Origin of the sequence: Neorhizobium sp. 2083, from assembly GCF_031455615.1 — a bacterium.
In the GTDB taxonomy this organism is placed as follows: domain Bacteria; phylum Pseudomonadota; class Alphaproteobacteria; order Rhizobiales; family Rhizobiaceae; genus Neorhizobium.
In genome coordinates, this window is sequence record NZ_JAVDTC010000007.1 from 182,204 (window position 1) to 207,904 (window position 25,701).

Sequence of the window (25,701 nt, forward strand, 5' to 3'; positions counted from 1 at the left end):
ACTCAAGACCCTCCGCCAGCGAGAAAATCAACGAGTTCGGCGGCGGCAAACATGCCCGCGAGGCTTCCTCCAACGCGAAGCAGCGCTCCCCACGACCAGTATCCAAAGGCAGCCGCCAGAAACATGCCGATGAAGGCGATTGCTCCAACGGAGCGACCGAACGGGCCGGTAAAGAACTGCACCAGCCGATCGGCGGCGTTCTGCAAGGCATCGAGGTTTTGCGCCGCGGCCGGCTCGTATTGGCTGACGACCAGGAGCGTGGTCGCAAGTAGCACCATTGCGGAATGGCCGACCCACCTGCGCTTGGCCATGGAACGGCAGACGACGCTACCGCAAAGCACTGCCATTGCGAGTATGTTCATTGATGCACCTCTTCCTTGACGATTTTCAGCGGACTGCCGAGCTGGTTCGCCTCCTCCACCTGGTGAAGGCGAGTTTCCGGTGCGTGCGGGTCCGCACTCGAGAAGACAAGCATTGGGGATCTTGCCCGGCCTGCGGGCCTAATTCGGCCTGGTTGACTCGGGTCGGGACGAGAAGGCCGGCCAACCTGCGGAGTCGGAGCAAAATCCGCTGCGCCCGTGTAGTAGCCGACGACCCGCGTCACATAGTCCGCAGTTTCGCGGATCAGCGGCAGCGACCAATGGGCGTCGACACGAGGCTCGCCGGCATTATAGGCCGATGCGATAAGCACCGGGTTTCCATACTTGTCGATAAGAACGCGGAGGAACCGCGTGCCGGCTCGAATATTCTGCTCGGGATCCGTGAGATCATGCGCGCCGAAAGCCTCGCCGATCTTCGGCATCACCTGCATCAGACCGATCGCGCCGGTCGAACTGACCAATTGGGGATCGAACCCGGCGTTTTCGGCCCGCATGATCGACAGCACCCAGTTCGGATCGACCCCCTCCTCGGCTGCGATTGTCAGGGCGAGCTTGGTATAGCCATGAGGCATTCCGGAACGCAGGTCAGGCCGGGGCTGCATCAGCGCAGCGTCGGCATCGTTACGCGGATCGCTGAGCGGCAGGACTGCGCCTGAGTTAAAGGAGAAGACGCTCATCGGTGAGAGCACGGCGCGTTGGCGCCGCGCTCTCGTGCTTCCTGCCGCTTCTCCCGGTCGCTCCGAATCGAGGCCCCCGTAATCAATCCCGACTTGATCAAGGTGACGCGGGCTTGGCGCGAGCATGTCGGTCTCCAAGTTCCCCGCAAAGCGCTCGTTGAAACTGGCGAGATCGATTGATGGCGGTGGGAGGCGCCTTTCTTCAACAGGACCAGACGATGCGGCAATCCGCGTCGCGAGCGCGCCGGCCTCCCTGAGACGGAGAAGCACCGCTTGATCGGGGATTCCGGCTGCCGGCTGTGGTCCATTATCGGCCGAACTGGCGGCCGATCCGGTAAAGAGAAACGCGGACGTCACGGCAGACCAGATGGCGCTGCGTGGCCAACGGATTAGCGGTCTTTTCACAGAAGAATGCGAGCTGCGATCCATCACCAAACCAGTCAAACTTGTATTTCGGTACAAATTTTGAACTTCATTCTTCGGCGGAAATCAACTCCAAAGTTGCACTGCAGTACAATTTTTGATGCAAAGAGACAGCCTTATCCAATCGGATATCCAAGGAATTCAATCCGATAGGCGCGACCATCGATCCGGCTTCCAACGATACTCGATCTGCTCTCGATCGCCGAAAATTCGCGACAAACGCACAGCGGTGCCGCCTTTGACCAAAACCGAACGGAGATCGGCTGCCGACCGGCTATCATAGATTCGGCATGTGAAATTCGGGAGCTCCCGCTGAACCCTGGGCGCTTGCCAGCACGTGAGTACCTGAAAGCGATGACCACTAAGCCCCCTGGCAAGATCGCGTGAGATCAGCTGCACGGGGCCGAGACGATGACGTTGAAATTCTGCGCCATATTCCAGCTGGCACTCAACGAATTGCTTGGATAGTTTCTGCAGGCGGCGAGAGTGAGATATGCAAACGGCTCTGGCGGCAGCAGTCGCTGCGCCTGCGTCAGTTGCCCACATCCGGCTAATGGAATCGCAATGGCCATCGGCCAAAACAATGCAGTCCAGATCCGCACGGCTTCATCTCCTGGTTTCCTGCCGATAGCCGGCATGTTCGAGGGCTTCGAGAAAGAGATCGCGGGCGAGCCCGCAGAAGGGCGACGAGGTCTGGGCCACGCGCAGTTCGGTCAGCACCGGCCCAAGTCTGGAGATAGTTGCGACGACCTCCGCCAGATCGTCATTGAGACCGTCGCGAAACATCTCGCGACCCCGATGCCCCTTGACGACAATGGCGTAGTCGTTGCGCTCGATGCTATGCCATAATTCGAGGGTCCCGGTTTCACCGCCATGGCTCTCCGTGTCGCAAATGAGCATCAAGGCGTAATCCGGATGAGGCAGTTCGCATTCTTCGATCGACGTGCCGCCGTGAAATTCGGTCAGCACCGCCGCTGACGAGAACAACAGCAAGCGCTCATTGATCAGCAGCCGCCGCTGTCCGAGATGCACGAACCCGTTCATGACGGCCGACCGCAGCTGGCCCGGCGTGAGATTTTCCGCGCAGTGCTCGCAGATCGACACCAACTGATCGCTTCTCAAGGCAAATGCGTTGTGGAAACGGCCGACAACGAAACGCTCCATATTCTCGGTGCGACCGCCGAGCGACTCGACGAACGCGAAGGCACCAAGCCGCGCCCACGGCGTCTTCAGGTCATCACTATCAGCCGACAATCCGGCGACACTTACCAGGCTTGACGATCCGACGACAATTCCGGCGGCCCGGGTTTGCGCACCGCAATCCGGGCAGTGGACGCAGACCGGAACCTTGTACCATTCCTTCGTCAGTAGGGATCGCTGGCTTGTCAGTGGAAGACCCGTCTCACCGATGGAAAGCCACGCAACGCCGGCGTCGGCCAGACGCCCGCTGCCTTGCAGCAGACCAGAAACGTCACTGGCAAGGCATCCGGCTTTCCGAGATCAAACTCGTACTACAGTACAATTTTGTAGCAGCCCGAAACCGATCGCTCAAGATCGCAAAATTGGTTTGGTTAAAAATGCCGATTTGGCCACACGGTCAGGTCGCCTTGCCGTGCGCCCCGACCTTAGAGGGCGGGGCGTTGGCACGGCGGTACTGTCGGCTTTTCAGTCCGGCCCGGGGAAAGCCTATCAGGTTCTCGAAGGCCGGATTACTCCCGACAACGTCGGCAGCATTGCATGCTGCCGGCGGTGCGGTTTCACTATTCTGCCGGAGCTCGATGCAGAGGGCTTCATTCAAGCAATTTATCGCAGGTCGCGCGATTGCTGAGATGCGAGGGTCCAGCCTAAGCCGTGGTCTCGTGGGACCATATGCCGTTGTCGTTGTCGCCGAAATCCGAGATTGTCGCGATAGCGCTGGGTAGCTTGGTGCAGAACCTATTCTGTGTTGCCAGATGCAAGGCAGCAACGAATGAATCCCGAGATTTCGGAGTTTCAGATGATAAAAATCGGTTCGATCGTGATCCATTGTTACGAATTTAAACGCATGGTCGGGTTTTGGCAGGAAGCCTTGCATTATGTACCGCGTGCGCCCGCAAGCAATGACTGGATCGTGCTTTGTGATCCTAACGGTCATGGCCCCAATATTTCCTTTCAGGCTCGCGATCGCCGTGGCTGGCGGAGAAGCTGGCTCCACCTGGACCTTTATACCGATTGTCAGGAGGAAGAGGTACGTCGCTTGTTGACGATCGGAGCGAAGCAATATCCGTGGCGCTATCCCCAGAACGCTGACTACGTGGTCTTGCAAGACCCGGACGGAAATCTTTTCTGTATCGTGCAAAAGTCGCCAGTTTCCTAAGCTCGTTCTGGCGGGTTTAGGTCCTTACAGATGAAACAGCTTACTCAAAAAGGCAGCCAACGGTATCGCGACGGCCAATCATGCGTTGACGCCGAGCTGGGGGCCGGCGCTATTCTTGGTTGGACCGGCTATGCCACCGTGCGTGCGCATGTTCGCTTATCGGTGCCGTCACCAATTCACTCCAGCGCTCATGATCTCATTCCGCCCATTGCCTACCAGCGCGTTCGCTGAATCGGTCGGCTCCAGGTTCGCCTATTCGCGTATTGGAGTATTCGTCTATTCGCGGACCCACCGATCGCGCATTGCCGCAATCGCCGAAGTGCGCGTTTACCTGTTTGCCGATTGCCTCAAACGCTGTTAAGCGCAGTCGCCTATTCGCCGATTCGCTTATTGGTAACTGCCCGGTCGGAAGCGGGTCGCACCCTCCAAGGCTGACTCCACCTTCCGCCTCCTATCGGCCCGAATTCAATCGCGCACTCAGCTCGCACGGTTCCAGATTGAGCTAGAATTGTCGGCGCCGATACCACTGGACTCGCCTAGGCGACGATCGCCCCTCGGGCGAAACGGCTGATGGTATACCATTAGCCTATCCTGCCATCTCTCACCAGCCATCTCTCACCAGTTCGGCCAGCACGCCGTACCTCATCCGTCGATGGGAGCGCATCGGTGCTCCAGGGCGAAGGCTGGTGCATCATTTCCAGCGCGAGGAAGAAGCGGTCGAGCTCTTCCTCGCACTTCTCAGGCAGAAGCGCTCTCGCGGATACGGATTGAGACCCCACGCCGGGCGGGAGACGGTCTACTGACCGGCCACAAAAAGAGCTTGGCCTGCGCAGCAAAGCCTGCGCCGGGGTTCGATGCGCGGGCGCAGGCTCCGGGTCCATACCTTCAAGGGGGTGTATAGACTTCATTCGGCCGATCGAGTAGCTAGGTTGGCGAAGCGGCATTCCCAATCGGAAGAAGGGCCGTTCCGGCCCCTCCCCTTCTTTTCTTCGATCTAGGCGCGATTTGAAAAGAGCGGCATGATGCGCTTCTTTGCGAGGCGGTCTCGCGTCGTGGTGAACATCGAGCACCCCATTCCCGCCAAGTTTACCACCCGTTGATGTTGGCGGGTCCGTACCAGAAGCGCACCTTGACGGTTGTCTCATCGATTTCCTCGACGATTGAAACGGTGAAGCTGCCACCAAGGTTCGGTGGAGTATCATACACCTCGACCTCTTTTTGCCGATCGGCCATGTTCAGACCTCCGAGCCGATGATTGTGGGCTGGTTTTGCTGAACCCGAATGGTGAAACCAGCAACGCGGGTGCCGATGATGCCCGGCTCCTCGATATGCTCAAAAGCGGGATCGAAGACGGCGCGCGAAATCAGGAACCGGCCCGCCACGAGATCGATGGAATGTGTCGGCGAAACGCTGTCGCCTTCCTCGTTCTCGCCCGTCACGAGCAGGTTCCCCGCAAGCGGCGACGGAAAATCCGCCAGTTGCGTGAAGCATTCGAGGCCGTCGACAAGGCCGTTATCGTCGCAATAGGCGATATGGTAATCCCCTATCCGAACAATATCGATGCACGTGCAATCGATATGGGCATAGATGGATTTCAAAGCGTCCTGCCGGTTGATCTCCACGCTGCGGATGGTTCCGGCCTTGGCGTCGATAAGATAGCCGGTAAGTATGTCTGTCATTGGGATGATCTCCTTCGTCCTGCGAAACGGTGCTGCTCTTGCCCTCGGGGGCAGAAGCTCGGGGTTTTCGGCCCGCCCGCAGGGAGCTATCCCCACGGGCGAGACCGATGTTCCAATCGCTGGCTCAATCCCAGGGAATGACAGCCATCAGGTCCTCTTCGTCCTGACCGGGGTAACGGCCCAAATTGGCATTGAGCCGCCCATGGCCGGTGTTGATGGAAAGGCTGTAGTAGTCGCCGCCGCTCTGGTTCTTCCTCTGCCAGACCGCACCGATTTCGACATGCCGACCCCTCGGGGACTTTGCGAAGAGGCGGTAAACCGGCGCATCGGGATTGGTGCTGCGGTTTTCCTTGCCCGTTATGTCGAGGTCGTAGGAGATGGAAGCGATGTTGCCGGTAAGGGTGTTGTTCTCACCGAAGCGGATGAAATTTGCGTAGTCGGTCATTGTCTGTCTCCGTTGGATGCGGTTGCCACCCCGAAGGGCAAGCCCCCTCGGGCGAAGCCTCCCCGGTCTGTCCGGGGGAATGGCCTCTGACATTCCCCCGGACAGAGGGGGGAGGGCATAGCCCGCCCCTCGGCGACGGCTGTTCGGGTCAAGGGGTCGTGACGAGGAAAAAACGGAAGGTTCGGCCGCAGGCGGAAAGCCGTTTTTTTCCCGGCGCGACAAGCGGCTGTGCCGCGCCTGCCCCTTGATCCGGGCGGCCGGCGATGTCAGGGGCGAAACAAACAGACGCGGCCCGGAATGGGCCTCATCGCCCGGTGCAAATCACCCGCTGGACAAGCGATCGTAACCGGGATCGGCGGAGCCGGCCAAAGGCCGGCACCGTGCCCATCGGCATTGAGCGCGATCCGCTCGGCGAGCGGATGGCCCGAACAGAAGGAACGATCTTCAACATAGGTGGAGGTCAGGTGGTCGTTTCCCACGAGGCTCCGGAAAACCCTACGGCGCTATATGGGAGCGCGGGTTTCCTCCGCCTGCTCCGCTCGCCTCAGCGCAAATGCAATAGCATTTGTCGCGGGCTCACTCCGGCCGCGGTCGCGCCGCCCGGCGGCGCTGCGGCTGGGAAACGATTTCGGACAGCGCTCACGCGCAGACTCTGTCCTTTTGATCGCGCCAGCGCGACGTGAAACGAGCACGGCGCGATCCTGCAAAGATGAAGAATATCGGAGAAATCAGCATAGCGCCGGCCGCCGGCCGGGATTTCGGGAATTCTCGACACGCAAGGAGCGGAAAAAGGGCAGCCGCAGGAGCTTCAACAAAGTGGCCCGAAGGGGAAGCGGGATCGACCGCCCCCGTTCCTTGCGCTCCGTTTTCATGAGGGCGGGTGGGGAGCTGCGAGGGGTGGGGCGCCAGGGGCACCCCTCGCGCCTGACCGCGCCGCTTCGATAGCGGCTCGGGCAGGAAAGCAGCTTCACCCACTCGATCCGGTCGTCTTTGATGAAAATGGAAGCTGCGCCGCCCTGTGCCGACGGCGCTCGCTGCTTGAACCGTCACCTTGCAGCTTTCAGCGCCGCCATCTTCTCGCCGATCAGCCAAAGCGCCTTGTTGAGCTTGATGTCCTGATCGATGCCGTTCACGGCCCGGGATTTCATGCGGCGCGGGCGGCCGAGATCGTCACGACCAGTGCCGCGTAATCCGCCCTTGACGGCATTCTCCTGCACCACGTTCCAGACCGTCCACAGATCATCGGCGCGGTCATCATGACGGCGGGGAACGAGCAATTGTTCGGCCTTGATCAGCGTCGTCGTTTCGCCTTCGCCGTCCCCAAATCGCAGGACGTGGGCGGCGTCTGCGAGAATATCCCTTTCATCGCGGTTTAACTTGAGGGTTGACCAGTCCTGCGGAGCGGCAAGGGTGCGTTCGGCCTCGCCGAGAACGCGATAGGTGCCCTCGATGACCTTGTGCTGCACGTCGCCGGAATGGCGCACCTTGATCGCATCGATCGTGCCGGTCTGCGTCACCAGCGAGTTCATGCAACGCACGCGGAAAAGCCCGGCCATCAATTCGTAGGCGCTGGTTCCGTCATTGGCGTTCTTGAGGAGGATTTCGCAGACGGTGTCGCCGACATGATAAACCTTGCCATCGTCGATGCGGCGCATGCGAATGAGGTGTTTGGTGAAGTCGGCTTTGCCCTCGGTGCGGCTGCGCGACTGTTTCGCGCCAACCGGCATGAACCCTTCCCGCATGAGGCCGCGCAGAATCTCGATGGTTGGAATGGGCTGGAACCGTTCGGACCGGCTCTCGTGGGCGGTCACGGCGAAGATGGAGGGGGCGATTCGGCGCATTTCGGTTTCACTCAGCGCCCGACCCGTGTCGAAACGTGCGGTCTCGGTGTAGATGCTCATTGTCTGTCTCCAAGATTTCCCGTTGCCACCCCGAAGGGCAAGCCCCCTCGGGCGAAGCCTCCCCGGTCTTGTCCGGGGGAATGGCCTCTGACATTCCCCCGGACAGAGGGGGGAGGGCGAAAGCCCGCCCCTCGGCGGCGGTTGTTCGGGTCAAGGGGTCGTGACGGGGAAAAAACGGAAGGTTCGGCCGGAGGCGGAAAGCCGCTTTTTTCCGGCGCGACAAGCGGCTTGCCGCGCCTGCCCCTTGATCCGGGCGGCCGGCGATGTCATGGGGCGAACTAACGGAAGCGGCCCGGAACGGGCCTCCTAGCCGGGTGCGTCAGCGACCGCTGGACAAGCGATCGTGACCGGGATCGGTGGAGACGACAGAAAGACGGCTCCATGCCATCGGCATAGAGCGCGGTCGGCTCAACGAGCGGATGACCCACGCAGAGCGAACGATCTCAGTGGAAGCGCAGGGATGCTATGCCTGCAGACCCCACGGATTCACAAGTGCCACTCCCATACCCTCGAAATCCTTGATATTGCGCGTGACCAGCGTCATACGCCGCGTGAAGGCTGTCGCCGCAATATAGGCGTCGTTGATCGGTTTGGGATTGGGCACATGCCACCGGGCGGCCTGAACGGCCGCAGCCTCATCCAAAGGCAGGACACGGCCGGAAAACGCAGTGAGAACGGTATTTTCCAGCCAGTTGCGCAGCACCTTCCCGGCGGCGACATCATTATGCTCGACCAGCCGAACGCCAATCTCCAGTTCGTGCAGGACGACGGAGGAAATGAACGTCTCGGCCGGATCGACGGTTTCGTTCCAGACCACGACATTGGGATCAGCCTTGCCGCTCGCAACCTTGCGCAGTTCGGACACGACATTGGTATCGAGCAACAGCATCAGGACAGATCGACCGGTTGGGCATGTTCACTGCGCTGCGGGAGCGGCAAGTCGACGTCATCAGCCCCAGGCGCTGCCAGCATGTCGCCGAGCGTCCGCATTTTTCCAGTCAGTCGCTTGTACTCGTCAAACGACAGAAGCACATGCGCAGGCCGTCCCCTGTCGGTGATAATCACAGGCCCATCCTTGGTGGCGCGCTTTGCGCGGCCAAGGTCCTGATTGAGTTCTCGACCTGAAAGCGTGGTGACGGTCATGGCGAGCCTCCAAGACTCGTGGTTACGTAACCACATTTAATCCGCGTTTGCTGGAATTGCAAGATGCAGCGGCGCGCGCGGGACACCGGTCGCAAGCTGCCCGACCGCGGTCGGCGAGTGCGATCCTACAGAGATGAAGAATATCGGAGAAATCAGCATAGCGCCGGCCGCCGGCCGGGATTTCGGGAATTCTCGACGCGCAAGGAGCGGAAAAAGGGTAGCCGCAGGAGCTTCAACAAAGTGGCCCGAAGGGGAAGCGGGATCGACCGCCCCCGTTCCTTGCGCTCCGTTTTCATGAGGGCGGGTGGGGAGCTGCGAGGGGTGGGGCGCCAGGGGGCACCCCTCGCACCTGCCCGCGCCGCTTCGATAGCGGCTCGGGGCAGGAAATCGGCGTCGGTATCGGCCTGACGTCGGCTTGCGCCGGCCTTGGCGCAATCGAGGACTTTTCTAAATCCTGCCGTGAAAATCCAAAAAGTCTGAGCTGCCCGGTTTTTTCGACATTAATGGGCGGTTCCTTTGGTTCGGGGGCGCGCGATCTGACAGGCTGCGCCCCGTCAATGCCGGGCGCTTCGGGCGAGGGCGGCGGCGCGGCCCCCTTCCCTTGCCCCTCGACTCTCCGGAGCTTCGCATTCCAGCCGCCCATGATATGGGCCAGCGTGTGCCATTCCTCGTGAAACCTCACGGCGAGGCTGTCGCCTACCAGAACGGTTGCGGGAATATGCAGAAGCGAGAACTGAATGTAGGCCATGTGGACGGCGCGCCGGTCAATATCGACGGCGGTGACATGCAGGCGTTGCTGGTAATTGAAACCCGCATCCCTGATGGCCTCCGCCAGGGCGACGATCATAGCGCCGCTTCCAACGGCGGGTTCCTGCGCAGTCAGGAAGCCGCGTTCCTCTATGATTTTTCCTATGTCCTCTCTGCTGCCGGCAAGCATCTGCGCCATCATCCGGCAAATGGGATAGGGTGTGAAGAATTGCCCGCGCGCCTTGTTGTGCAATTCGAGCGCATGGAACGTTGCCCCCAGAATATCTTGCGGCCCGTCCTCCATCGCCATCGTGACCTCCCCCATGATCCGGGCGAACGTCTCCATTGTGGCGTGGTCATACTTGCGGATGATTTCGAGATATCGGGCTTCTCGCCCCTCGAATTGCCCGAGATCGACGGCGTTGCTCATGGCGATGGCAGCACATTCGCACCAATCGGAAAACACCGAATAGAGGTCGTGCTTGTAACGGCAACTCTCGGAAAAGCTTGACGATTGTTTTGAGGCGGGAATTGTTCATGGAATGGCTCGACGCTCGATCGATCCGCGAAGCCGGCTCCGATTTTCCGAAGGCAGGCGTATCCTGCCTTCAGGTCGCGGGAACGGGGGCGGAACGGTGTTTGGGGAGAGAGGGCCGAGCCTTCTGCCCTGCCCTTCAAGAATGGATGGAAGGTCCATGAGCCCCGCCGCTAATCGACGCCGCGGCGGGCGCTCAGCGCGCTATCGGTCCCGCTCTGCCAATTCGGCGATAGGGGTTTCCGGCAGATCGAAAGCATTGAGGGCAGCGCTCAGGGCGTCCTGCACATCGCTCCACTTCACGGCTTCATGACCGGCAAGGTAGGCGCTGATCAACTTGCAGCAGACTTCGGCGGCGAGCGTAGGATCGGAGGTTTGATCGCACATCGGATTGTTCGTCTGAGAGGGAGGAACCGGCCGCGCTGGAGAGGCGCGACCGGCTGGCGGCTGCGGTGGATTATTCCGCTGCCATCGGGAAGGATTGTGCCTCGGCCTCGGCTTCCCCGTTCGGATCGGCTGCGATCCGAACGGGCGCTGGGAGCCAGCCTGAACCCTTGATTCTGCGTTCCGCGACCAGGACAGCCTCAGCTTTCTTGGATGCAGCCGAAACCGCAAGGGCGGCGTCCGGTCCCTGCGCTTCAAGAACGGCCTGTTCGATCCCCCGGCGATTGATGTGGCTGAAATAGCTGTCGGCGGTCGTTTCAAACCAGTCCGTCATGTCGACCTTGAGGGCGCGGCCAAGCTGGTTTGCCTGTTCGATACCGTTCCGGCGGTCGCTGTATTTGACCTCTACCGCGTTGACGGCATGCGCAGCGGCATAAGCCAGCAGCGACAGAAGCTCCTCGCGGCTCTGCGCAAGGCACCAGTCGAACAGGTCTGCAGGATTGCCGGGGATTTTGTGCCCGTAATTCTCCTGCAGGTTCTCGAAGGCAACCGAGGCTGCACAATCTGCCGGCTGCTTGATCCATTTGCCCATGCGCTCATGGGTGAGCGTCACCTGCAGGGCGCTTTGCTCGGACACAAGCCCGCCATAACTGATACGCAACAGCATCGCGTGGACGACGGCGGCCAGGGCCACATCGGGATTGTGCGCCAGTTCCACACGCAAGGCAGCGGTTTTCTTCGCCGTGAGAACCTCGATCGGCGCTTGGGGGTGCGTGAACTTCGGGCTTCTTTCCTCGGCCTCGCTGCTTCCTGCGCCGACGGCGACGGCCTCGCCGCCTCCCGTTCCGTCGTTGTTGTCGTCTGCCGTTTCCTCGGGTTCGTCTTCCTCCCTGACGATTCCGATCGCGGTTTCCGCTTTGCCGGAGTGGTTGACGAACACGATCACGCCGCTGCGCGCCATGTCGTCCGGGTGATAGGCTTCCGTCTTTTTGGAGATTTCATCCAAGCGCTTGTCGATTTCCGCGACGCGCTGCTCCGCGTCATCGTCGGCAAGATCGTTGTCGATCAGCTCGCCCAGTTCGTCACGCTCGCTCACGAGCGCATCATGGTCGGCCTGGTCCTCGGCGGAGAGCTCAACCTCTTCGGGGTAGATGCGCGGAATATTGAAAATCCAGTCCGGGCGCGCGAATGCCGTCTCCACCCATTTCCACCCCTGTTCGCGATAGGGCGAGGCGACGGCGTCCAACTGCTCCGAAGCGAGCTTGTCGAGCAATGCGACATCAAGCACGTAGCCGCCGCCCTGATCATCGAAGAGATCGCGGCGCACAGCACCGCCTGCCTGTTCATAGGCGTCCAGCCCGCCGATCAACTTTACGCGCCGGTCGGTGCTGGCAACCTCGCCGGTGACGAGATTGGACTTGATCCGATGGGCGTGACGATCCCACCCCGGCAGATTGTCCCAGACCTGTTCCTGCCGCTCATGGTCATCGCAAACGGTGAAGGCGGAAAGCTGCTCGAAGGTCATCGCCCCGTCACGGTGAAGCTCAAGCAGCCTGGGTGATACCTTCGCCAGCGCCAGACGGCGGCGCACGATGATTTCGGTGACGCTGAAATGGGCTGCGATGTCGGCTATGGATTTGCCCCCATCCGCCATGACCGAGAAAGCCTCGAACTGGTCGACCGGGTGCATGTCCTCGCGAAAGATGTTTTCCGACAGGCTGGTTTCCGTGGCGTTGGCACCGTCGCGCACCTTGCATTCAACCGGATGGTTCTTGGCGATCTTGCCCTGCTCCAGCAGCAGCAGCAGGGCCTTTCTCCGGCGTTCGCCAGCAGTCACATAATAGCGGCCCCGCTTCTCGCCGGCTCTGACGACGAGGTTTTGCAGGACGCCTTCCGCGTCGATATTGGCGGCGAGTTCCGCGATTTTTGCAGGATCGTATGTCTTGCGGACGTTCCTGGGGTCGGCGTCCAGCTTGTTCAATTCAATGATGACAGTGGTGGTCATGGCTCAATCTCCTGATTTCCCGTTGGTTCGGGCCTTAAAAACCCGCTGTGGGCGAAGCCTTCTTCCTTTGATCCGAAGGACGTGCCCGCACGTCCTCGGGACGAAGGGAGGGGGCGTAAGCCCGCTCCCGGTAGGGCGAAGATCCGGTCATGGGTCGGACGGGGAAAAATCGGAAGGTTCGGCGCGAAGCGGTGAAAGCCTATTTTTCAACGGCCGACAGCGCCCTCGGGCGCGCTTTCCCATTGGCCTGATCTACGCCCTATCGTAAGAGCGGCAATGTCACGGTGCAGAAGCGCATCCGCCCCGATGCGGATGCTCCTTGTGAGATGCGGGCGCACCGGCGCCCTCCCGATCTCGTCCACGCCTGCCTTGGCGGGCCGCGCAATGTGATCGTAACCCGCCTGGGCCGAAACCCGCTTCGGGGTTCGGTGGAGTCGTGCCTGGTCTAGGCGAAGCGGCGACAGGGCGCGGCGCAATAGAGCACGCTCCCTTGGGGGATGCGCTCAAGAGACAAATCGAACTTGGTTCTCAGGCTCAGTCTTCAGACCGCATTGTCCGGCAAATCGGTATAAGCCATCCCCTTGAACAAATCAGGAGAGAACATGGAAACCGTGGAAATCAGCAGCCGCAGCGACTTCGCTCTTTGGGCAATTGCACGGGCGCGAGAAATCGTAACGTCCGAGGGGGCTGCTTTTGCGATGGCCGCTCGCGATATGGACGAGGAGGCGCTGGCGCAAACCGCAGCCGCGCTTGGCAAGGCCATCAGCGATGCGATGGTGGAAGTGTTTGATGGCCTGGTAGATGAGTCGTGATTTTCAGAGCGACAGCGGGCCACTGACCAATATTTCGATATAATTTTTGGTCAGCACGGTCCGGCGCCGTCGTCTTTCGCTCCCGTTGCAAACTGTCAGAAACTTGCATATATTTCTGACAGGAGAAAAGCCGTGCAAAAGCTGACATCGCAAATCATGGGACATGCTGAACGACTGCCGGAAGGATCTGCGCTTTCGGCAAAGGGCTTTCTGCATCTCGGAAATCGTGCCGCGCTGGACCAGGCCCTGTCGCGACTGGCCGAGCGCGGCGAGCTCGTCCGGGCCGGCCGCGGTATCTATATGCGGCCCGTCAAAAGCCGTTTTGGCAGTCGGCCGCCGACGGTCGAACAGGCGGTGGAGGCAGTGGCGCAGCAGCGCGGCGAGGTCATCGTCTCAAACGGCGCCGCCGCGGCGAATGCCCTGGGGCTGACAACACAGGTCCCGGTTCGCTCCGTCTACCTGACATCCGGCCGCAGCCGCACGATGAACCTTGGACAGCAGACGGTCGAACTCAAGCACGTGCCGCGCTGGCAACTGGCCTTGGCCGATCGGCCCGCCGGCGTGGCGGTCCGTGCGCTCGCCTGGCTTGGACCGGAGAAGGCCGATGAAGCACTGTCGCGGATCAAGCGAAAGCTGCCCCCGGACGCGTTCGGCGAGCTGGTGGCGGCGGCTCCGCAGTTCCCGACCTGGCTTGCAAGAAGCGTGGGAAAGGCTGCGCATGGCTGATCTGTTCCTGACCTTGTCAAAGGATGACCGGCGCGAAGCCTTGGCTGTGGCAGCCGACCGCACCGGACGGCCCATTCATCTGCTCGAAAAGGATGTCTGGGTCGTCTGGACGCTGCAGACGCTCTTTTCCTCCAGGCTTGGCGAGCATCTCGTCTTCAAGGGCGGCACCTCGCTTTCGAAAGCCTATGGGGTCATCAAAAGGTTCTCCGAGGATGTCGACCTGACCTACGATATCCGCGCCCTGGCGCCGGACTTGGTCGGCGACAATGACGAAGCACTGCCGAAAACCCGCAGCGAGGAGAAACGCTGGACCAGCGAGGTGCGAAAGCGGCTTCCGATTTGGGTGGCGGCCTCAGTGGAGCCGGTGATCGCCGGTGCGCTACGCGATCAATCTCTTCCGGCGGCAATCCGCCTCGAGGACGATACGCTCTACCTCGACTATGAAGCGGTGAGCAGCGGATCCGGCTATGTCGCACCGAGCGTCATGCTCGAATTCGGAGCCCGATCCACCGGCGAGCCAGCCAGTATTCGCGATGTCGAGTGCGACGCGTCGGGTCAGGTCGACGGTGTCGAATTTCCGAAAGCGAGCCCGCGCGTCATGCACGCGGAGCGGACATTCTGGGAGAAAGCGACCGCGATCCATGTCTTCTGCCTGCAGGAGCGCCTCCGCGGAGATCGTTTTGCCCGCCACTGGCATGACGTCGTCCGGCTGGACGATGCCGGCTTCGCCGACAAAGCATTTGCGGACCGGCAGCTAGCCAATGCCGTAGCGAAACACAAATCCATGTTTTTCGCGGAGAAGGCGGCCGACCGATCGCCCATCGACTACGCAGCAGCCGTCAACGGCAATCTGGTTCTTGCAGCATCCGGAGAAGGTCTCCGCGCGCTCGACGAAGATTACGCACGCATGGTCGACGACGGTTTGCTGCTCGGCGATGCCGAGCCGTTCGAGCACCTGATCGAGCGATGCGCGCAAGTTCAGGCGCGCGCCAACAAAGCCGACACGTCGAAATAGCCGATTACAGGCGGACTGCCTCACTGGCTCAGTGCTATTGGTTGACTCGTCGACGGGTGTGGCTTTGCGACGATCTATTTCATAATTTGAGGACCGAGCAAATCTACTGAAAATTCCGACTCCGGATCTTCAGCGTATCGATATGAAGATCCGGCGTGAACATGTCCCTCGCCCGAACCCCCGGAGGCGCTTTTTCGCGCGAATCCGGGCTGCCGGGAGAGCCATGGGCAAATTCATCGCCGCGGCCGGTCGGCGACCGGAATGATCCGTCCCGCCCGGCAAGCCCCGACAGATCGGCCGACAGGTCAAAGAGCTGCTGGGCGACCAGGTGAACCACCTCGCCTTCGCGCTGGATCCTGCCGTTGATCGCCATCATGCTGGCGCCGAGCACCACGCGGCGCGAGCGCTCGAACAGCTTCGGCCAGACGACGACATTGGCAATGCCGGTCTCGTCCTCGATGGTGATGAACATCACGCCCTTGGCCGAACCCGGCCGCTGGCGCACCAGCACCAGCCCGGCCGCCATCAGCCACTGGCCGTCCCGCGCCGTCATCGCCTCTGCACAAGTGACGATCCTGCGCTTGGCGAGATCGGCCCGCAGGAACCTCAAGGGGTGCTCCCGCAGTGTCAGGCCGACATGGCTGTAATCCTCGACGACGTTATGCCCGTCGGTCATCTGCCTGAGCTCGACGTCCGGCTCCCGCTGCTCGGCAATCGCCCGCGCCTCGCGTTCGGCCGCGGCGGTGAACAGAGGCAGCGGCTCGTCGCGGAGCGCCTTGATCGCCCAGAGCGCATCGCGTCGTTCGAGCCGCAATGATGGCAGGAACGCGTCGGCTTCGGCGAGCTCGACGAGGGAAGCGACCGGCACACCAGACCGGCGCCACAGGTCGTCCACCGATGCGAAGGGCTCGTCGGCACGCGCAGCGACGATGCGCGCGGCGTCGGCGGTTGCCAAGCCGCGCACCAGCCGCATGCCGAGCCGTACCGCATGTCGGTCCGTGCCTTCGACCTCCTCGAGCGTGCAGTCCCAACGCGACCGGTTGATGCAGACCGATCGCACCTCGACGCCGTGTTTCCTCGCATCGATAACGATTTGGGCGGGCGCATAAAATCCCATCGGCTGCGAGTTCAGGAGAGCGGCGCAGAAGACATCCGGGAAATGGCATTTGATGTAGCTGCTGGCATAGGCGATCAGTGCGAAACTGGCAGCATGGCTTTCGGGGAAACCATAGGAACCGAAGCCTTCCAATTGACCGAAGGTGCGCTTGGCAAACTCTGGTGAATAGCCGTTGCGGATCATGCCGGAAACGAGCTTGTCCTCAAACCGGCTGACGCCGCCGGTGAACTTGAAAGTCGCCATGGATTTGCGGAGCTGGTCGGCTTCGCCGCCGGTGAAACCGGCACAGACCATCGCGATCTTCATCGCCGACTCCTGGAACAGAGGCACGCCCAGTGTCCTGTGCAAGACCGCCTCCAGCTCGGGCGTCGGGTATTCGACCTTCTCCTTGCCTTCGCGCCGGCGGAGATACGGATGAACCATGTCGCCCTGGATCGGTCCGGGGCGGACGATCGCCACCTGGATGACGAGGTCATAGAAGGTCTCCGGTTTCATCCGCGGTAGCATCGACATCTGCGCCCGGCTCTCGATCTGGAAGGTGCCAAGCGTGTCGGCCTTGCAGATCATCGCATAGGTCGCCGCGTCTTCCTGCGGGATCGTGGCGAGGTCGAGATCCTGATGCTTGTGCTCGGCGATAAAGGCAAAGGCCTTTGCCATGCAGGTCAGCATGCCCAAGGCCAAGACATCGACCTTCATCATCTTGAGCGCCTCGACGTCATCCTTATCCCATTCGATCACCTGGCGGTCGGCCATCGCCGCCGGTTCGATCGGCACAAGATGATCGAGCCTGTCATGGGTGAGGACGAACCCACCCGGGTGCTGGCCGAGATGCCGTGGCGCTCCCATCAGCTGCTGGGCAAGCCGAAGGGTCAAGGCGAGACGCCGATCCTTCGGATTGAGGCCGAGAGCACGCACTTGGTTCTCTCCGACGGTTTCCGACCAGGACCAGATGCCGGAGGAAAGCGCCTTGATCAGATCCTCGGGCAGGCCGAGCGCCTTGCCGACGTCGCGAATGGCGCCCTTGGCGCGATAGCGGGTCACGGTGGAGCAGAGGGCCGCCTTATCATGGCCGTAGGTCTTGTAAATCCACTGAATGACCTCCTCCCGCCTCTCATGCTCGAAATCGACGTCGATGTCGGGCGGCTCGTCGCGCTCCTGGCTCACGAAGCGCTCGAAGAGGAGATCATTGGTATCCGGGTCGATCGAGGTGATGCCGAGCACATAGCAGACGGCGGAATTCGCCGCCGATCCCCTGCCCTGGCAGAGAATGCCCTGCGATCGGGCATAGCGGACGATCGAGAACACCGTCAAAAAATAGGGGGCGTATTTCATTGTCTCGATCAGAGCGAGTTCATGGCGGATCGTCTTCTCGACATGCGCCGGCAGGCCCTCCGGATAACGCGTCTTCACGCCTTCCCAGGTGTAGTGCTCCAGCGATTGTTGCGCCGTCATGCCAGAGATCAGCGCTTCCTCGGGATATTGATAGACGAGCTCCTCCAGACTGAAGCTGCAGCACGCGACGATTTCCATCGTGCGTGCCAGCGCTTCCGGATAGCGGGGAAACAGACGCGCCATCTCCTCCGGCGGCTTCAGGTAGCGATCGGCATGTCGCTCTCGCTCGAAGCCGACATCGTCGATGGTCGTGCCGGTACGAATGCAGGTGACGACATCCTGCAGCTGCCGCCGGCCGGGTTCATGAAACAGCACGTCATTGGTGACGACCGTCTTCACCCGGTGCTGCGCCGCCAGATTCGACAGCTCGTGCAGCCGCAGCTGATCGTTGGGACGCCGGCGCAGACAGAGCGATACGTAGGCGCGATCGCCGAAAATCTCCGCCATCTTCCTCAGTTGTACGGCGCAGGCGTCGTCCGGCATATCCGGCACAAGGATGCCAATCAGGCCTTCGGCATAGAGCCTGACATCCTCAAGATGCAGGATGCAGTTGGCTTTGCCGCCGCGGCCCTTGCCCAAGGTCAAAAGCCGCGTCAGCCGCGAATAGGCGGTGCGGTCGGTGGGATAGACAAGGATCGACATGCCGTCCTGTAGATCGAGACGGCAACCGATGACGAGCCGCAAGCCGGTGGCGCGCGAGGCTTCGAGCGCCCGAACGATGCCGGCAAGGCTGTTGCGGTCGACGATGCCGAGCGCCTCGATGCCCATGAGCTTGGCGGTGGCAAAGAGTTCCTCCGCCGAGCTTGCGCCCTTCAAGAACGAGAAATGCGTGGTGACCTGCAGCTCGGCGTAGCGCATCAGGCAAACAATCCATGCAGAAACCACTTGCGCGATCCGGTGTCGGCGTCGACGCCATCGCCGGAGCGGAAAATCCAGAAGCGCTCGCCGGCATCATCCTCGACGACGAAATAGTCTCGGACCGCAACCCATTCGGAGCTGCGCTGCCACCATTCCCCGAATATACGCTCAGGGCCGTCGGCGCGTTTTACCCGGCGCCGCTTGCCGCGCCAGGTAAAGGAAACCGGCGGATGATCGGGCAAGAGCGCAATCACCTCAATCGCTTCGGGATGTGGCAAGAGCCGCGACGGCCGCGGCCAATGGAGCGGCCAGGTGGCGCCGACCTCGTCAGCCGTCGGTGCGATCCGCCGGACACTGCGCTCAGGCACGTCGCTTGCCACCGGCGCGACGCGGAAAATGCGCTGGCCGCCGCGGTTTCCCAGCACGTCGATCAGCGGCGTGACATCGGTGATCTGCTCTTCGATCAGGGAAGAGGCCGACGGCGACTCAACGAGCGGTTCGGCGATAATTGCCGCGAGGCTCAGCTTCTCGATGCCGAAGCCCGGCTCGATCTTCTCGATCCGGTCGCGGAAGAGTTTCGTCAGCCAGGGGATGTCGCGGACAGGCTTGGCGGTGCCTGCCCGGAGCGACTGGATCGTGTTGTCGACGCGGTGGACGATGAGATCGGCCCGTCGCACGCCGAGTCCACGCTTCTCCAGCTCCAGACAGATCTGCCGCACCAGACGGCTCACATATTTCTCGATGGTCTCCGGTGCCCCGATCGGTTCGGCAAAAGTTTTTTGGACCTCGACGAGATCAGCCGGCCGGATCGGCTCGATAGGCTCGGCGAGCCGGCCGAACATCTGATCGAGGCGGCGGCCGACCTCAGGCCCGAAACGCAGCGTCAGCGGCGCCCGCGGCGTCACTGCCAAATCACCTACGGTGGCGAAGCCGAGGGTTCGGAGGCTCCCGACGATCTCGGCCGGCAGCCGCAGTAAGGATAGTGGCAAAATATTGACCGCTTTGGCGGTGTCGCCGCGCGGGATGATGACGGTCTCGCGATCCGCTGACCGGGCAAGCGCGTGCGCAGCGCCCCAAGTGTCGGCGATCGCCGCGCGCGCGGCGAGACCGCGGATGCGGAAGCGGTTGACGAGACCGGAGAGCATCAGGTCCTCGCCGCCCTGCAGATGATCGGCGCCTTCGGTATCCATGACGATACCATCAGGAGCATCCATGGCAACAACAGGAGAATATTGCGACAAGGCCCAAAGCGTCAGCCGTTCGAGTGTCGCGAGGTCGGCCGCCGGATTGGCGTCGATCATCGACAATCCCTGGACCAGCGCCTGCGCTTTGGCGGCCGGCATGCCGACGCGCAAGCCCAGTTTGGCAGCTGCCTGATCGGCCGCCGCCACCCATCGCTTCGACCCGCTCCTGGCGATCACCACCAGCGGCGTGTCAGGATTGAGCGAAGAATCGGCGCGCCTGATCCGGTCGGTCGGCAGCGTCGGGAGAAAGACAGATACGACCCTTGCCATCACATGCTCCGATAATGAATTCTCCTCCCTCACCTGACCTGACCCGCATGAGCTCGGCCAGCCAACGCGCGCGACCCACGCCCGGGACGGGAAGCGGCTCGGACGGCAGCACCGAGATCCGCCAGCGGGTTACAGCTGCCGTTGGCATGCCGAAATCGGAGGCCTCCGTCTGGCGCCGCCATCGGCGGATCACCAGGCCCAATGTGCCGGACTTTTCCGCCGCAAGCTGCAGCCGGCGCGATGCCGTCATCGGCAGGCGCACCAGTTCGGCGACGACGGCGCCGAGGCCGCCATAGCGCAAGGCCTCTTCGAAGCTTTCGAGCACGGTCTCTTGCCTGTCGCATTCGACGAAGATGACGCGATCCGGATGAAGCCCGACCTGGGCGAGCGCTGGAAAGAACAGATCGAAGCGGGTGAGACACCAGACCACCTTGCCGGTGGTCCGGGCTGCGATACCGCCGATGAAGAGCGCCGCGGCCGCGCCGTCGATCGCGCCGTTACCGCCGCCGGCGACTTCGTGCAGCGCGCCATAGGCCAAACCGCCTCCCGGCAGCCGCGCATCGACATCGCCAACCCCGAACGGCAGGACGCTGCGCCGGCGCGAGCCCGCTCCTTCAAGGCTGGCGATTTTCTCGCGCAACTCGTCGAGGACGGCATTCGAAGTGGCGATGGCTGTAGTCATGATCTCCTTAACGGCACCCGTTTTGGACTTGAGGAAACGCGATATGTTCTTTATTTGTTCTCAAAGAAAAAACGAGTCAATGCACACCGGACGCGCTCAAGTTGAGCGCGGATCGGGCTAGAACGATTCCATGAACGGATTCAATCCGATGCCCGAATTGGGAATTTTTTCACACGCGACGGCGGAAGCGGTCCGCGTCTGAGGTTCGGACGGGGTCGCGGCACGTTGCAACATCAGTGCTTGCGGTCACCCTTGTCGCCTTGGCCAGGCTTGCCCTCGTGCTTCGCGTCGCGGCGCGCGTCGGTGGAGAGCGACCGCGAAACGTCGTCGCTTTCCTTGAACCTGCCCTTCTTGTCGCGGCGGACGTAGCGTTTATCGGTGCCGGTATCGAGCAGTTCACGCTTGCTCATGGCAGGACTCCTTTGGGGTTGTTCCACCCAAAAAACGCGCGCCGGCCCTAAAAGATGCATGGAATCATGAGTCTAGGCAGGACTCGCACAACGCGCAGCCTGATAGAGCTAAGTCATTGAAAAATGATTCGTTTCGACTCGGAACGATTCGCTGCCGAATCACTTGAACCGCTTGAGTTGCGTCCGGAGTGTCGGTGTCATGGCGGGTCCAAGAGCCAATTGGAAGGGGTATATCAAGTTCGGGGAGGTTTCTTGTCCGGTGGCCCTTTACACCGCGGCTTCCTCGTCAGAGCGCATCGCCTTCAACACCCTCAATCGCAAGACCGGAAACCGGGTCAAACGTGAGTTCATCGACAGCGAAACCGGGGATCCGGTTGAGCGCGAGGACCAGGTTAAAGGCTATGAAGTCGAGAACGGCCAATACGTCGTGCTCGAGCCTGAGGAAGTCGTCGCGGCCGTGCCCGAAAGCAACAAGACATTGAAGATCGAAGCCTTCATTCCCTGTTCGCAGATCGACACCACCTATTTCGACAAGCCCTATTACCTGGCCCCCGACAAGATGGGCACGGATGCCTTCCTGCTCCTCCGCGACGGGATGAAGAAGCAAGGGGTCGCGGCTATCGCCCGGACGGTGCTCTTCCGCCGGCTGCGCACCGTTCTCATCCGGGCGCACGGGAAAGGACTGATCGCTTCGACGCTGAACTACGACTACGAGGTGCGCTCGTCGGAAAAGGCGTTCGAAGAGCTGCCCGACCTGAAGATCGAAGCCGAATTGCTCGAGCTCGCCGAACACATCATCGCCACCAAGAAGGGCAGCTTCGACGCCAGCGCTTTCGATGACCGCTACGAAGCCGCTGTCGCCGAACTGGTGAAGGCGAAGATCGAGGGCCGCGCCCTGCCGAAGCGGAAAGCTCCGGTTGCGTCTAAGCCCAGCGACCTGCTGCAGGCCCTGCGCGAGAGCGCCGGCATCGGCGCCAAGGAGACGAAACCAAAGCGGACGGCGGCGAACGCCAACCGAGGCACCGGCCGCCAGAAGGCGGCCAAGCCCGCCGCGAAATCGAAGCAGGCGGTGGCGCCGACGCGACGGGCCGGCTAATCGGAGGAACGTGCCATGGCTCTACGTCCCTACTGGCGTGGCTATCTCAAACTCTCGCTCGTTACCTGCCCGGTGCAGATGATGCCGGCAACCTCCGAAAGCGAGAAGGTCCGTTTCCACACGCTCAATCGCCAGACCCAAAACCAGGTTGTCAGCCACTATGTGGACTCGATCACCGGCAAGGAGGTCAGGGACGAGGATGAGGTCAAGGGCTATCAGCGTGGCGAAGACGAATACATCATCCTCGAGGACGAGGAGCTCGAGAACGTCGCGCTCGAGAGCACCAAGACGATCGACATCTCGACGTTCACGCCGCGCGACAGCATCGAGTGGATCTGGCTCGACACGCCCTATTTTCTCTCCCCGAATGATCCAGTCGGGCAGGAAGCTTTCTCCGTCATTCGCGATGCGATGCAGGCGCAGGACATGGTGGGCATATCGCGGCTGGTGATCTCGCGACGCGAACGCGCCGTCATGCTCGAGCCACGCGGCAAGGGTATCGTCTTGTGGACGCTGCGCTATGGAGACGAAGTCCGCGATGAAGACAGCTATTTCGAGTCGATCGGCGACGAAAAGGCGGATTCCGAAATGATGCCGCTGGTCCAGCAGCTGATCAAGAAGCAGACGAAGGACTGGAGCCCGAAGATGGTGGCCGATCCGGTCCAGGAGCGGCTGCTCGATATCATTGCCGCGAAGAAGAAGTCCCTGAAGAAACCCGTCAAAGCCAAGGGCAAATCCGCGCCATCGGCTCCGCCGAACAATGTGGTCAATATCATGGATGCCCTGAAGAAGTCGGTCGCGGCCGAACAGCGGGCCGGCAAATGAGTCGTCGTGCCAAACCGCTGCTGCAGGACGATTCTGTTGCCAAATCCAAGCCGGCCCGACCGCGCGATCCAGCGCAGCCCCATCTTCCGTTCGATCCAATGCCCGACCGTATCGAGCCGTGCCTGGCGCTATCGAAAAAGGCACCACCGAAAGGTCCGGATTGGGTATTCGAGCTAAAGTGGGACGGATACAGGTTGGCGATCCACATCGAGCCGAAGGGTGTGCGGATTATCACCCGCGGCGGCTACGATTGGACCGACCGTTTTCCGGCCATCGCCGAGGCGGCCAGGAGGCTCGGTGTCGGCACCGCCATCCTCGACGGCGAGGCGGTCGTGCTCGACAAGGAGGGGCGCTCGGATTTCGGGGCGCTGCAGCGCTCGCTCGGTGGGCGCGGTGGCAAACGCTCGTCGGCGGAGTCGGTGTTTTTCGCCTTCGACCTTCTTTATTTCGATGGCCACGATCTGACCGGAACGGAACTTTCGGTCCGCCGGCACCTGCTGGAAGATTTTCTCGATGGCGCCACCGGCGCGATCCAGCTGTCGGAAGAAGTCTATGGCGATGGTACAGAGCTTCTGGCGAATGCCTGCGCGATGGGGCTCGAAGGCATCATCGCCAAGCATCGGGATCAGCCCTATCGCTCCGGCCGCACCGGCGATTGGTTGAAAATCAAATGCGTCCAAAGCGAAAGCTTTATGATCGTCGGCTACGAACAGTCGACAGTTGCGCGCAGTGGGGTCGGCAGCCTGCTGCTCGCTGCTCGCAAGGGGCATGACTGGGTTTATGTCGGCTCGGTCGGCACTGGGTTCAACGCCAAGGACGCCGAACAACTACGCAGCATGCTCGACAAACTGAAGACCAAGCGGGCGGCCGTGCCGCTCAAAGGCAAGAACCTGGTCTTTGCCCAACCGACACTCATTGCTGAGATCGAGTTTCGCGGATGGACCCATGACGGCAGTTTGCGTCATGCTTCCTACAAGGGACTCCGCGAAGTCCAGGACAATGCCGCGGTCTTCAACATAGACGACAAGCCAAGTGCCTGAAAAGCACAGGGCGCTCGACCCTTGCGGGGAGCGCCCTGTCGGACCCGGACGACCACGCGCGGCAGACAGGCTGCTCGGCAAAGCGATCATCGATACGGGTGGTGAGCGATAGATGATGACGGGCTGCCCGGCTTTCAAGGTCCGTCGACACACTGAAGTTCGAAGAAGTAGATCCGCTCGTCACCCTTGATCGCCATCGCGCCCATGATCCTTTCGGCATCGATCCGCCGGAAATAGTCGACGATCGGCTGGTCGTCATAGACCATTGCCGCGCTCTCGGCGCCGCCAAACGCCATCGTTTTCAGAGACGCCACCGGCCCCCTCGCCCGCAGTCGGCGCTGAAGATAGGAAAACAGGTTTCTCGCCACCCTTGTGCGGCCGATATGATGGAAGCGCAGCGCGAGGCCAAGCGGAATCCATTTCGGATCGATGGCGACCAGCCGGTGTCCGCCCGACTGGAACAGTAACGCGTCGGCCCGCATATTGAGCGTGAAGCGCTTGCCGAACCAGCCGAGATTTTCCAGGACACCGTCGAACGGATGCCCCGCCGGTATGCCATGCCCTTTCCACAAGCCGACGAATTCGCGCGGCTCGATCGGGGGCAAGCGTCGGAATTGCTCAAGGATTGCCTGCTGGTCTCTCACTGGATGCGTTGCCCCTTTGCTTGCGCTTTTGTGCCCGCTGCCTGGATTTGGCGTCGCGCCGAGCAATCCGCAACTCCTCCAGATCAGGCATCCACCAGCCGCGGTCGCGCTCGCTTTGCGTCGGCGGTGTTCGCGCCGGCCAGGTCGTCGCCAATTCTTCGAGCGAGCCCGATCGCCATGATGCCCAGACATAGTCCTCACTCTCGGCAGCCGGAAAGTAGAATTCAGTGACGGTTGGCGGGTCTGCCAGCTCGCCGTCCGTGCCGGTGAAGAAGACGATGCCGATATGGGTGCCGACCGCACGATCAAGAGGAGGCGGGTCATTAGCGTGGACAGGATAACGTTTCCGCCGGCGTTCCCTTGCCCTCGCCTTGGAGGCCTCTTCTTCTTGTGTACCCTTGATAGCCTCGCGCCGAGCGCGGCGGGCTTCCGGTTCGCTCCGCTCAGCCGCCGCCTCGATTGCCGGCCAGCGCTGCCGAAGTTCGTCGATGGAGCGGTAGGGCACGGTCCAAAGGCGGCGATCGTCAACCCATCGGGCATAAGGGATTTCGCGGATTTCGTCGACGGTCGCGCGAGAATAGGGCGTTCGGATCTGAAATGCCGTGGGAGCTGCTTCGAGATAGCGGCTTTTGATCGGTTCGAAGGCGAAGGCATCCCTGCCCTTTTCGTCGGCGAAGGCGTCGGCCTGAGCTTCCATCTCGGCCAGCCAGCGGCTAATGCGCTTTTCAGCGGTGCGGCCCGGCACGAACCACGCGTTCAGCCTGTCGCTCCACCGGGCGCGCGGGAACGCCTTCCGAAACCGTGCGACTGTTATTCGGTCATGCGGCAGATCGGTCGTCGCACCCATGCGGGCGGAGGTGGGGGATTGGTCGCTTGTTTCTTCGTTCATCGGTCA

28 protein-coding genes are annotated in these 25,701 nt (G+C 61.5%); 9 read left to right on the forward strand and 19 right to left on the reverse strand.

Annotated elements, in window-relative coordinates; translation table 11 throughout:
* Positions 1-2: 2 nt before the first annotated feature.
* The 4 genes from J2X76_RS24785 to J2X76_RS24800 all read right to left on the reverse strand — a co-directional run bounded on the left by J2X76_RS24785 (position 3) and on the right by J2X76_RS24800 (position 2,734).
* Positions 3-362: a TrbC/VirB2 family protein gene (locus J2X76_RS24785; protein WP_310220118.1), complete on the reverse strand. Its 360-nt coding sequence runs from the start codon at positions 360-362 to the stop codon at positions 3-5.
* The gene (locus J2X76_RS24790; RefSeq protein WP_310220120.1) at positions 359-1,183 is read right to left on the reverse strand and encodes a lytic transglycosylase domain-containing protein; all 825 of its coding nucleotides are present in this window, start codon (positions 1,181-1,183) and stop codon (positions 359-361) included. The genes J2X76_RS24785 and J2X76_RS24790 overlap by 4 nt, the downstream gene beginning before the upstream one ends.
* A gap of 686 nt (positions 1,184-1,869) precedes the next feature.
* The gene (locus tag J2X76_RS24795; RefSeq protein ID WP_310220122.1) at positions 1,870-2,082 is read right to left on the reverse strand and encodes a hypothetical protein; all 213 of its coding nucleotides are present in this window, start codon (positions 2,080-2,082) and stop codon (positions 1,870-1,872) included.
* A gap of 4 nt (positions 2,083-2,086) precedes the next feature.
* A complete protein-coding gene (locus J2X76_RS24800) occupies positions 2,087-2,734 on the reverse strand; it encodes a hypothetical protein (protein WP_310220124.1) in 648 nt (215 codons plus the stop codon).
* A gap of 154 nt (positions 2,735-2,888) precedes the next feature.
* On the opposite strand from J2X76_RS24800, the gene J2X76_RS31655 reads away from it, so the two are divergent.
* The 3 genes from J2X76_RS31655 (at position 2,889) to J2X76_RS24810 (ending at position 4,639) form a co-directional block, all read left to right on the forward strand.
* On the forward strand, positions 2,889-3,308 hold the full coding sequence (locus J2X76_RS31655) for a GNAT family N-acetyltransferase (protein WP_405030083.1): 420 nt from the start codon (positions 2,889-2,891) through the stop codon (positions 3,306-3,308).
* 141 nt (positions 3,309-3,449) lie between these two features.
* Complete coding sequence (locus J2X76_RS24805) at positions 3,450-3,836, forward strand: VOC family protein (protein WP_310220126.1); 387 nt, start codon at positions 3,450-3,452, stop codon at positions 3,834-3,836.
* Positions 3,837-4,432: 596 nt separating this feature from the next.
* On the forward strand, positions 4,433-4,639 hold the full coding sequence (locus J2X76_RS24810) for a WGR domain-containing protein (protein ID WP_310220352.1): 207 nt from the start codon (positions 4,433-4,435) through the stop codon (positions 4,637-4,639).
* A gap of 283 nt (positions 4,640-4,922) precedes the next feature.
* On the opposite strand, the gene J2X76_RS24815 is transcribed toward J2X76_RS24810, so the two are convergent.
* The 9 genes from J2X76_RS24815 to J2X76_RS24855 all read right to left on the reverse strand — a co-directional run bounded on the left by J2X76_RS24815 (position 4,923) and on the right by J2X76_RS24855 (position 12,675).
* Positions 4,923-5,069 carry a hypothetical protein gene (locus tag J2X76_RS24815; protein ID WP_310220128.1) on the reverse strand — a complete coding sequence of 49 codons (147 nt, stop codon included), beginning with the start codon at positions 5,067-5,069 and terminating at the stop codon, positions 4,923-4,925.
* 2 nt (positions 5,070-5,071) lie between these two features.
* Complete coding sequence (locus J2X76_RS24820) at positions 5,072-5,515, reverse strand: hypothetical protein (RefSeq protein WP_310220130.1); 444 nt, start codon at positions 5,513-5,515, stop codon at positions 5,072-5,074.
* A gap of 124 nt (positions 5,516-5,639) precedes the next feature.
* Complete coding sequence (locus tag J2X76_RS24825) at positions 5,640-5,960, reverse strand: DUF736 family protein (RefSeq protein WP_310220132.1); 321 nt, start codon at positions 5,958-5,960, stop codon at positions 5,640-5,642.
* 1,046 nt (positions 5,961-7,006) lie between these two features.
* Positions 7,007-7,861, reverse strand: coding sequence for a DUF932 domain-containing protein (locus J2X76_RS24830; protein WP_310220134.1), 855 nt, complete (start codon positions 7,859-7,861; stop codon positions 7,007-7,009).
* Between the two features lie 463 nt (positions 7,862-8,324).
* Positions 8,325-8,750 carry a type II toxin-antitoxin system VapC family toxin gene (locus tag J2X76_RS24835; RefSeq protein WP_310220136.1) on the reverse strand — a complete coding sequence of 142 codons (426 nt, stop codon included), beginning with the start codon at positions 8,748-8,750 and terminating at the stop codon, positions 8,325-8,327.
* Positions 8,750-9,004 (reverse strand): type II toxin-antitoxin system Phd/YefM family antitoxin, encoded by a 255-nt coding sequence (locus tag J2X76_RS24840; RefSeq protein WP_310220137.1) that lies wholly within the window; start codon positions 9,002-9,004, stop codon positions 8,750-8,752. The genes J2X76_RS24835 and J2X76_RS24840 overlap by 1 nt, the downstream gene beginning before the upstream one ends.
* A 292-nt stretch (positions 9,005-9,296) precedes the next feature.
* A complete protein-coding gene (locus tag J2X76_RS24845; RefSeq protein ID WP_310220138.1) occupies positions 9,297-10,181 on the reverse strand; it encodes an N-6 DNA methylase in 885 nt (294 codons plus the stop codon).
* A gap of 309 nt (positions 10,182-10,490) precedes the next feature.
* Positions 10,491-10,673 (reverse strand): hypothetical protein, encoded by a 183-nt coding sequence (locus J2X76_RS24850; RefSeq protein ID WP_310220139.1) that lies wholly within the window; start codon positions 10,671-10,673, stop codon positions 10,491-10,493.
* A gap of 70 nt (positions 10,674-10,743) precedes the next feature.
* Positions 10,744-12,675 carry a ParB/RepB/Spo0J family partition protein gene (locus J2X76_RS24855; RefSeq protein WP_310220141.1) on the reverse strand — a complete coding sequence of 644 codons (1,932 nt, stop codon included), beginning with the start codon at positions 12,673-12,675 and terminating at the stop codon, positions 10,744-10,746.
* Between the two features lie 602 nt (positions 12,676-13,277).
* On the opposite strand from J2X76_RS24855, the gene J2X76_RS24860 reads away from it, so the two are divergent.
* The 3 genes from J2X76_RS24860 to J2X76_RS24870 all read left to right on the forward strand — a co-directional run bounded on the left by J2X76_RS24860 (position 13,278) and on the right by J2X76_RS24870 (position 15,228).
* A complete protein-coding gene (locus J2X76_RS24860) occupies positions 13,278-13,487 on the forward strand; it encodes a hypothetical protein (protein WP_310220143.1) in 210 nt (69 codons plus the stop codon).
* 132 nt (positions 13,488-13,619) lie between these two features.
* Positions 13,620-14,213: a DUF6088 family protein gene (locus J2X76_RS24865; RefSeq protein WP_310220144.1), complete on the forward strand. Its 594-nt coding sequence runs from the start codon at positions 13,620-13,622 to the stop codon at positions 14,211-14,213.
* Positions 14,206-15,228 carry a nucleotidyl transferase AbiEii/AbiGii toxin family protein gene (locus J2X76_RS24870; protein WP_310220353.1) on the forward strand — a complete coding sequence of 341 codons (1,023 nt, stop codon included), beginning with the start codon at positions 14,206-14,208 and terminating at the stop codon, positions 15,226-15,228. Before J2X76_RS24865 ends, J2X76_RS24870 begins: the two co-directional genes overlap by 8 nt.
* Positions 15,229-15,331: 103 nt before the next feature.
* Here the strand turns inward: J2X76_RS24870 and J2X76_RS24875 are convergent, their stop codons facing one another.
* The 4 genes from J2X76_RS24875 to J2X76_RS24890 all read right to left on the reverse strand — a co-directional run bounded on the left by J2X76_RS24875 (position 15,332) and on the right by J2X76_RS24890 (position 21,201).
* On the reverse strand, positions 15,332-18,595 hold the full coding sequence (locus tag J2X76_RS24875) for an error-prone DNA polymerase (RefSeq protein WP_310220145.1): 3,264 nt from the start codon (positions 18,593-18,595) through the stop codon (positions 15,332-15,334).
* Positions 18,595-20,109: a DNA polymerase Y family protein gene (locus J2X76_RS24880; RefSeq protein ID WP_310220146.1), complete on the reverse strand. Its 1,515-nt coding sequence runs from the start codon at positions 20,107-20,109 to the stop codon at positions 18,595-18,597. The genes J2X76_RS24875 and J2X76_RS24880 overlap by 1 nt, the downstream gene beginning before the upstream one ends.
* Positions 20,030-20,791 (reverse strand): ImuA family protein, encoded by a 762-nt coding sequence (locus tag J2X76_RS24885; RefSeq protein ID WP_310220147.1) that lies wholly within the window; start codon positions 20,789-20,791, stop codon positions 20,030-20,032. The genes J2X76_RS24880 and J2X76_RS24885 overlap by 80 nt, the downstream gene beginning before the upstream one ends.
* 233 nt (positions 20,792-21,024) lie before the next feature.
* Complete coding sequence (locus tag J2X76_RS24890) at positions 21,025-21,201, reverse strand: hypothetical protein (protein WP_310220148.1); 177 nt, start codon at positions 21,199-21,201, stop codon at positions 21,025-21,027.
* Positions 21,202-21,400: 199 nt separating this feature from the next.
* On the opposite strand from J2X76_RS24890, the gene J2X76_RS24895 reads away from it, so the two are divergent.
* From J2X76_RS24895 to ligD, 3 genes are read left to right on the forward strand one after another with little or no spacing between them, the layout of a single operon-like run.
* Positions 21,401-22,297 carry a Ku protein gene (locus J2X76_RS24895; RefSeq protein WP_310220149.1) on the forward strand — a complete coding sequence of 299 codons (897 nt, stop codon included), beginning with the start codon at positions 21,401-21,403 and terminating at the stop codon, positions 22,295-22,297.
* 15 nt (positions 22,298-22,312) lie between these two features.
* Complete coding sequence (locus tag J2X76_RS24900) at positions 22,313-23,122, forward strand: Ku protein (RefSeq protein ID WP_310220151.1); 810 nt, start codon at positions 22,313-22,315, stop codon at positions 23,120-23,122.
* Positions 23,119-24,162, forward strand: coding sequence for a non-homologous end-joining DNA ligase (ligD, locus tag J2X76_RS24905; protein ID WP_310220152.1), 1,044 nt, complete (start codon positions 23,119-23,121; stop codon positions 24,160-24,162). The genes J2X76_RS24900 and ligD overlap by 4 nt, the downstream gene beginning before the upstream one ends.
* Positions 24,163-24,296: 134 nt before the next feature.
* On the opposite strand, the gene J2X76_RS24910 is transcribed toward ligD, so the two are convergent.
* Both J2X76_RS24910 and J2X76_RS24915 read right to left on the reverse strand, forming a co-directional pair.
* Positions 24,297-24,806: a DUF4334 domain-containing protein gene (locus J2X76_RS24910; protein ID WP_310220154.1), complete on the reverse strand. Its 510-nt coding sequence runs from the start codon at positions 24,804-24,806 to the stop codon at positions 24,297-24,299.
* Positions 24,781-25,695, reverse strand: a complete 915-nt coding sequence (locus J2X76_RS24915; RefSeq protein WP_310220155.1) for a hypothetical protein — start codon at positions 25,693-25,695, stop codon at positions 24,781-24,783. The genes J2X76_RS24910 and J2X76_RS24915 overlap by 26 nt, the downstream gene beginning before the upstream one ends.
* Positions 25,696-25,701 lie beyond the last annotated feature (6 nt).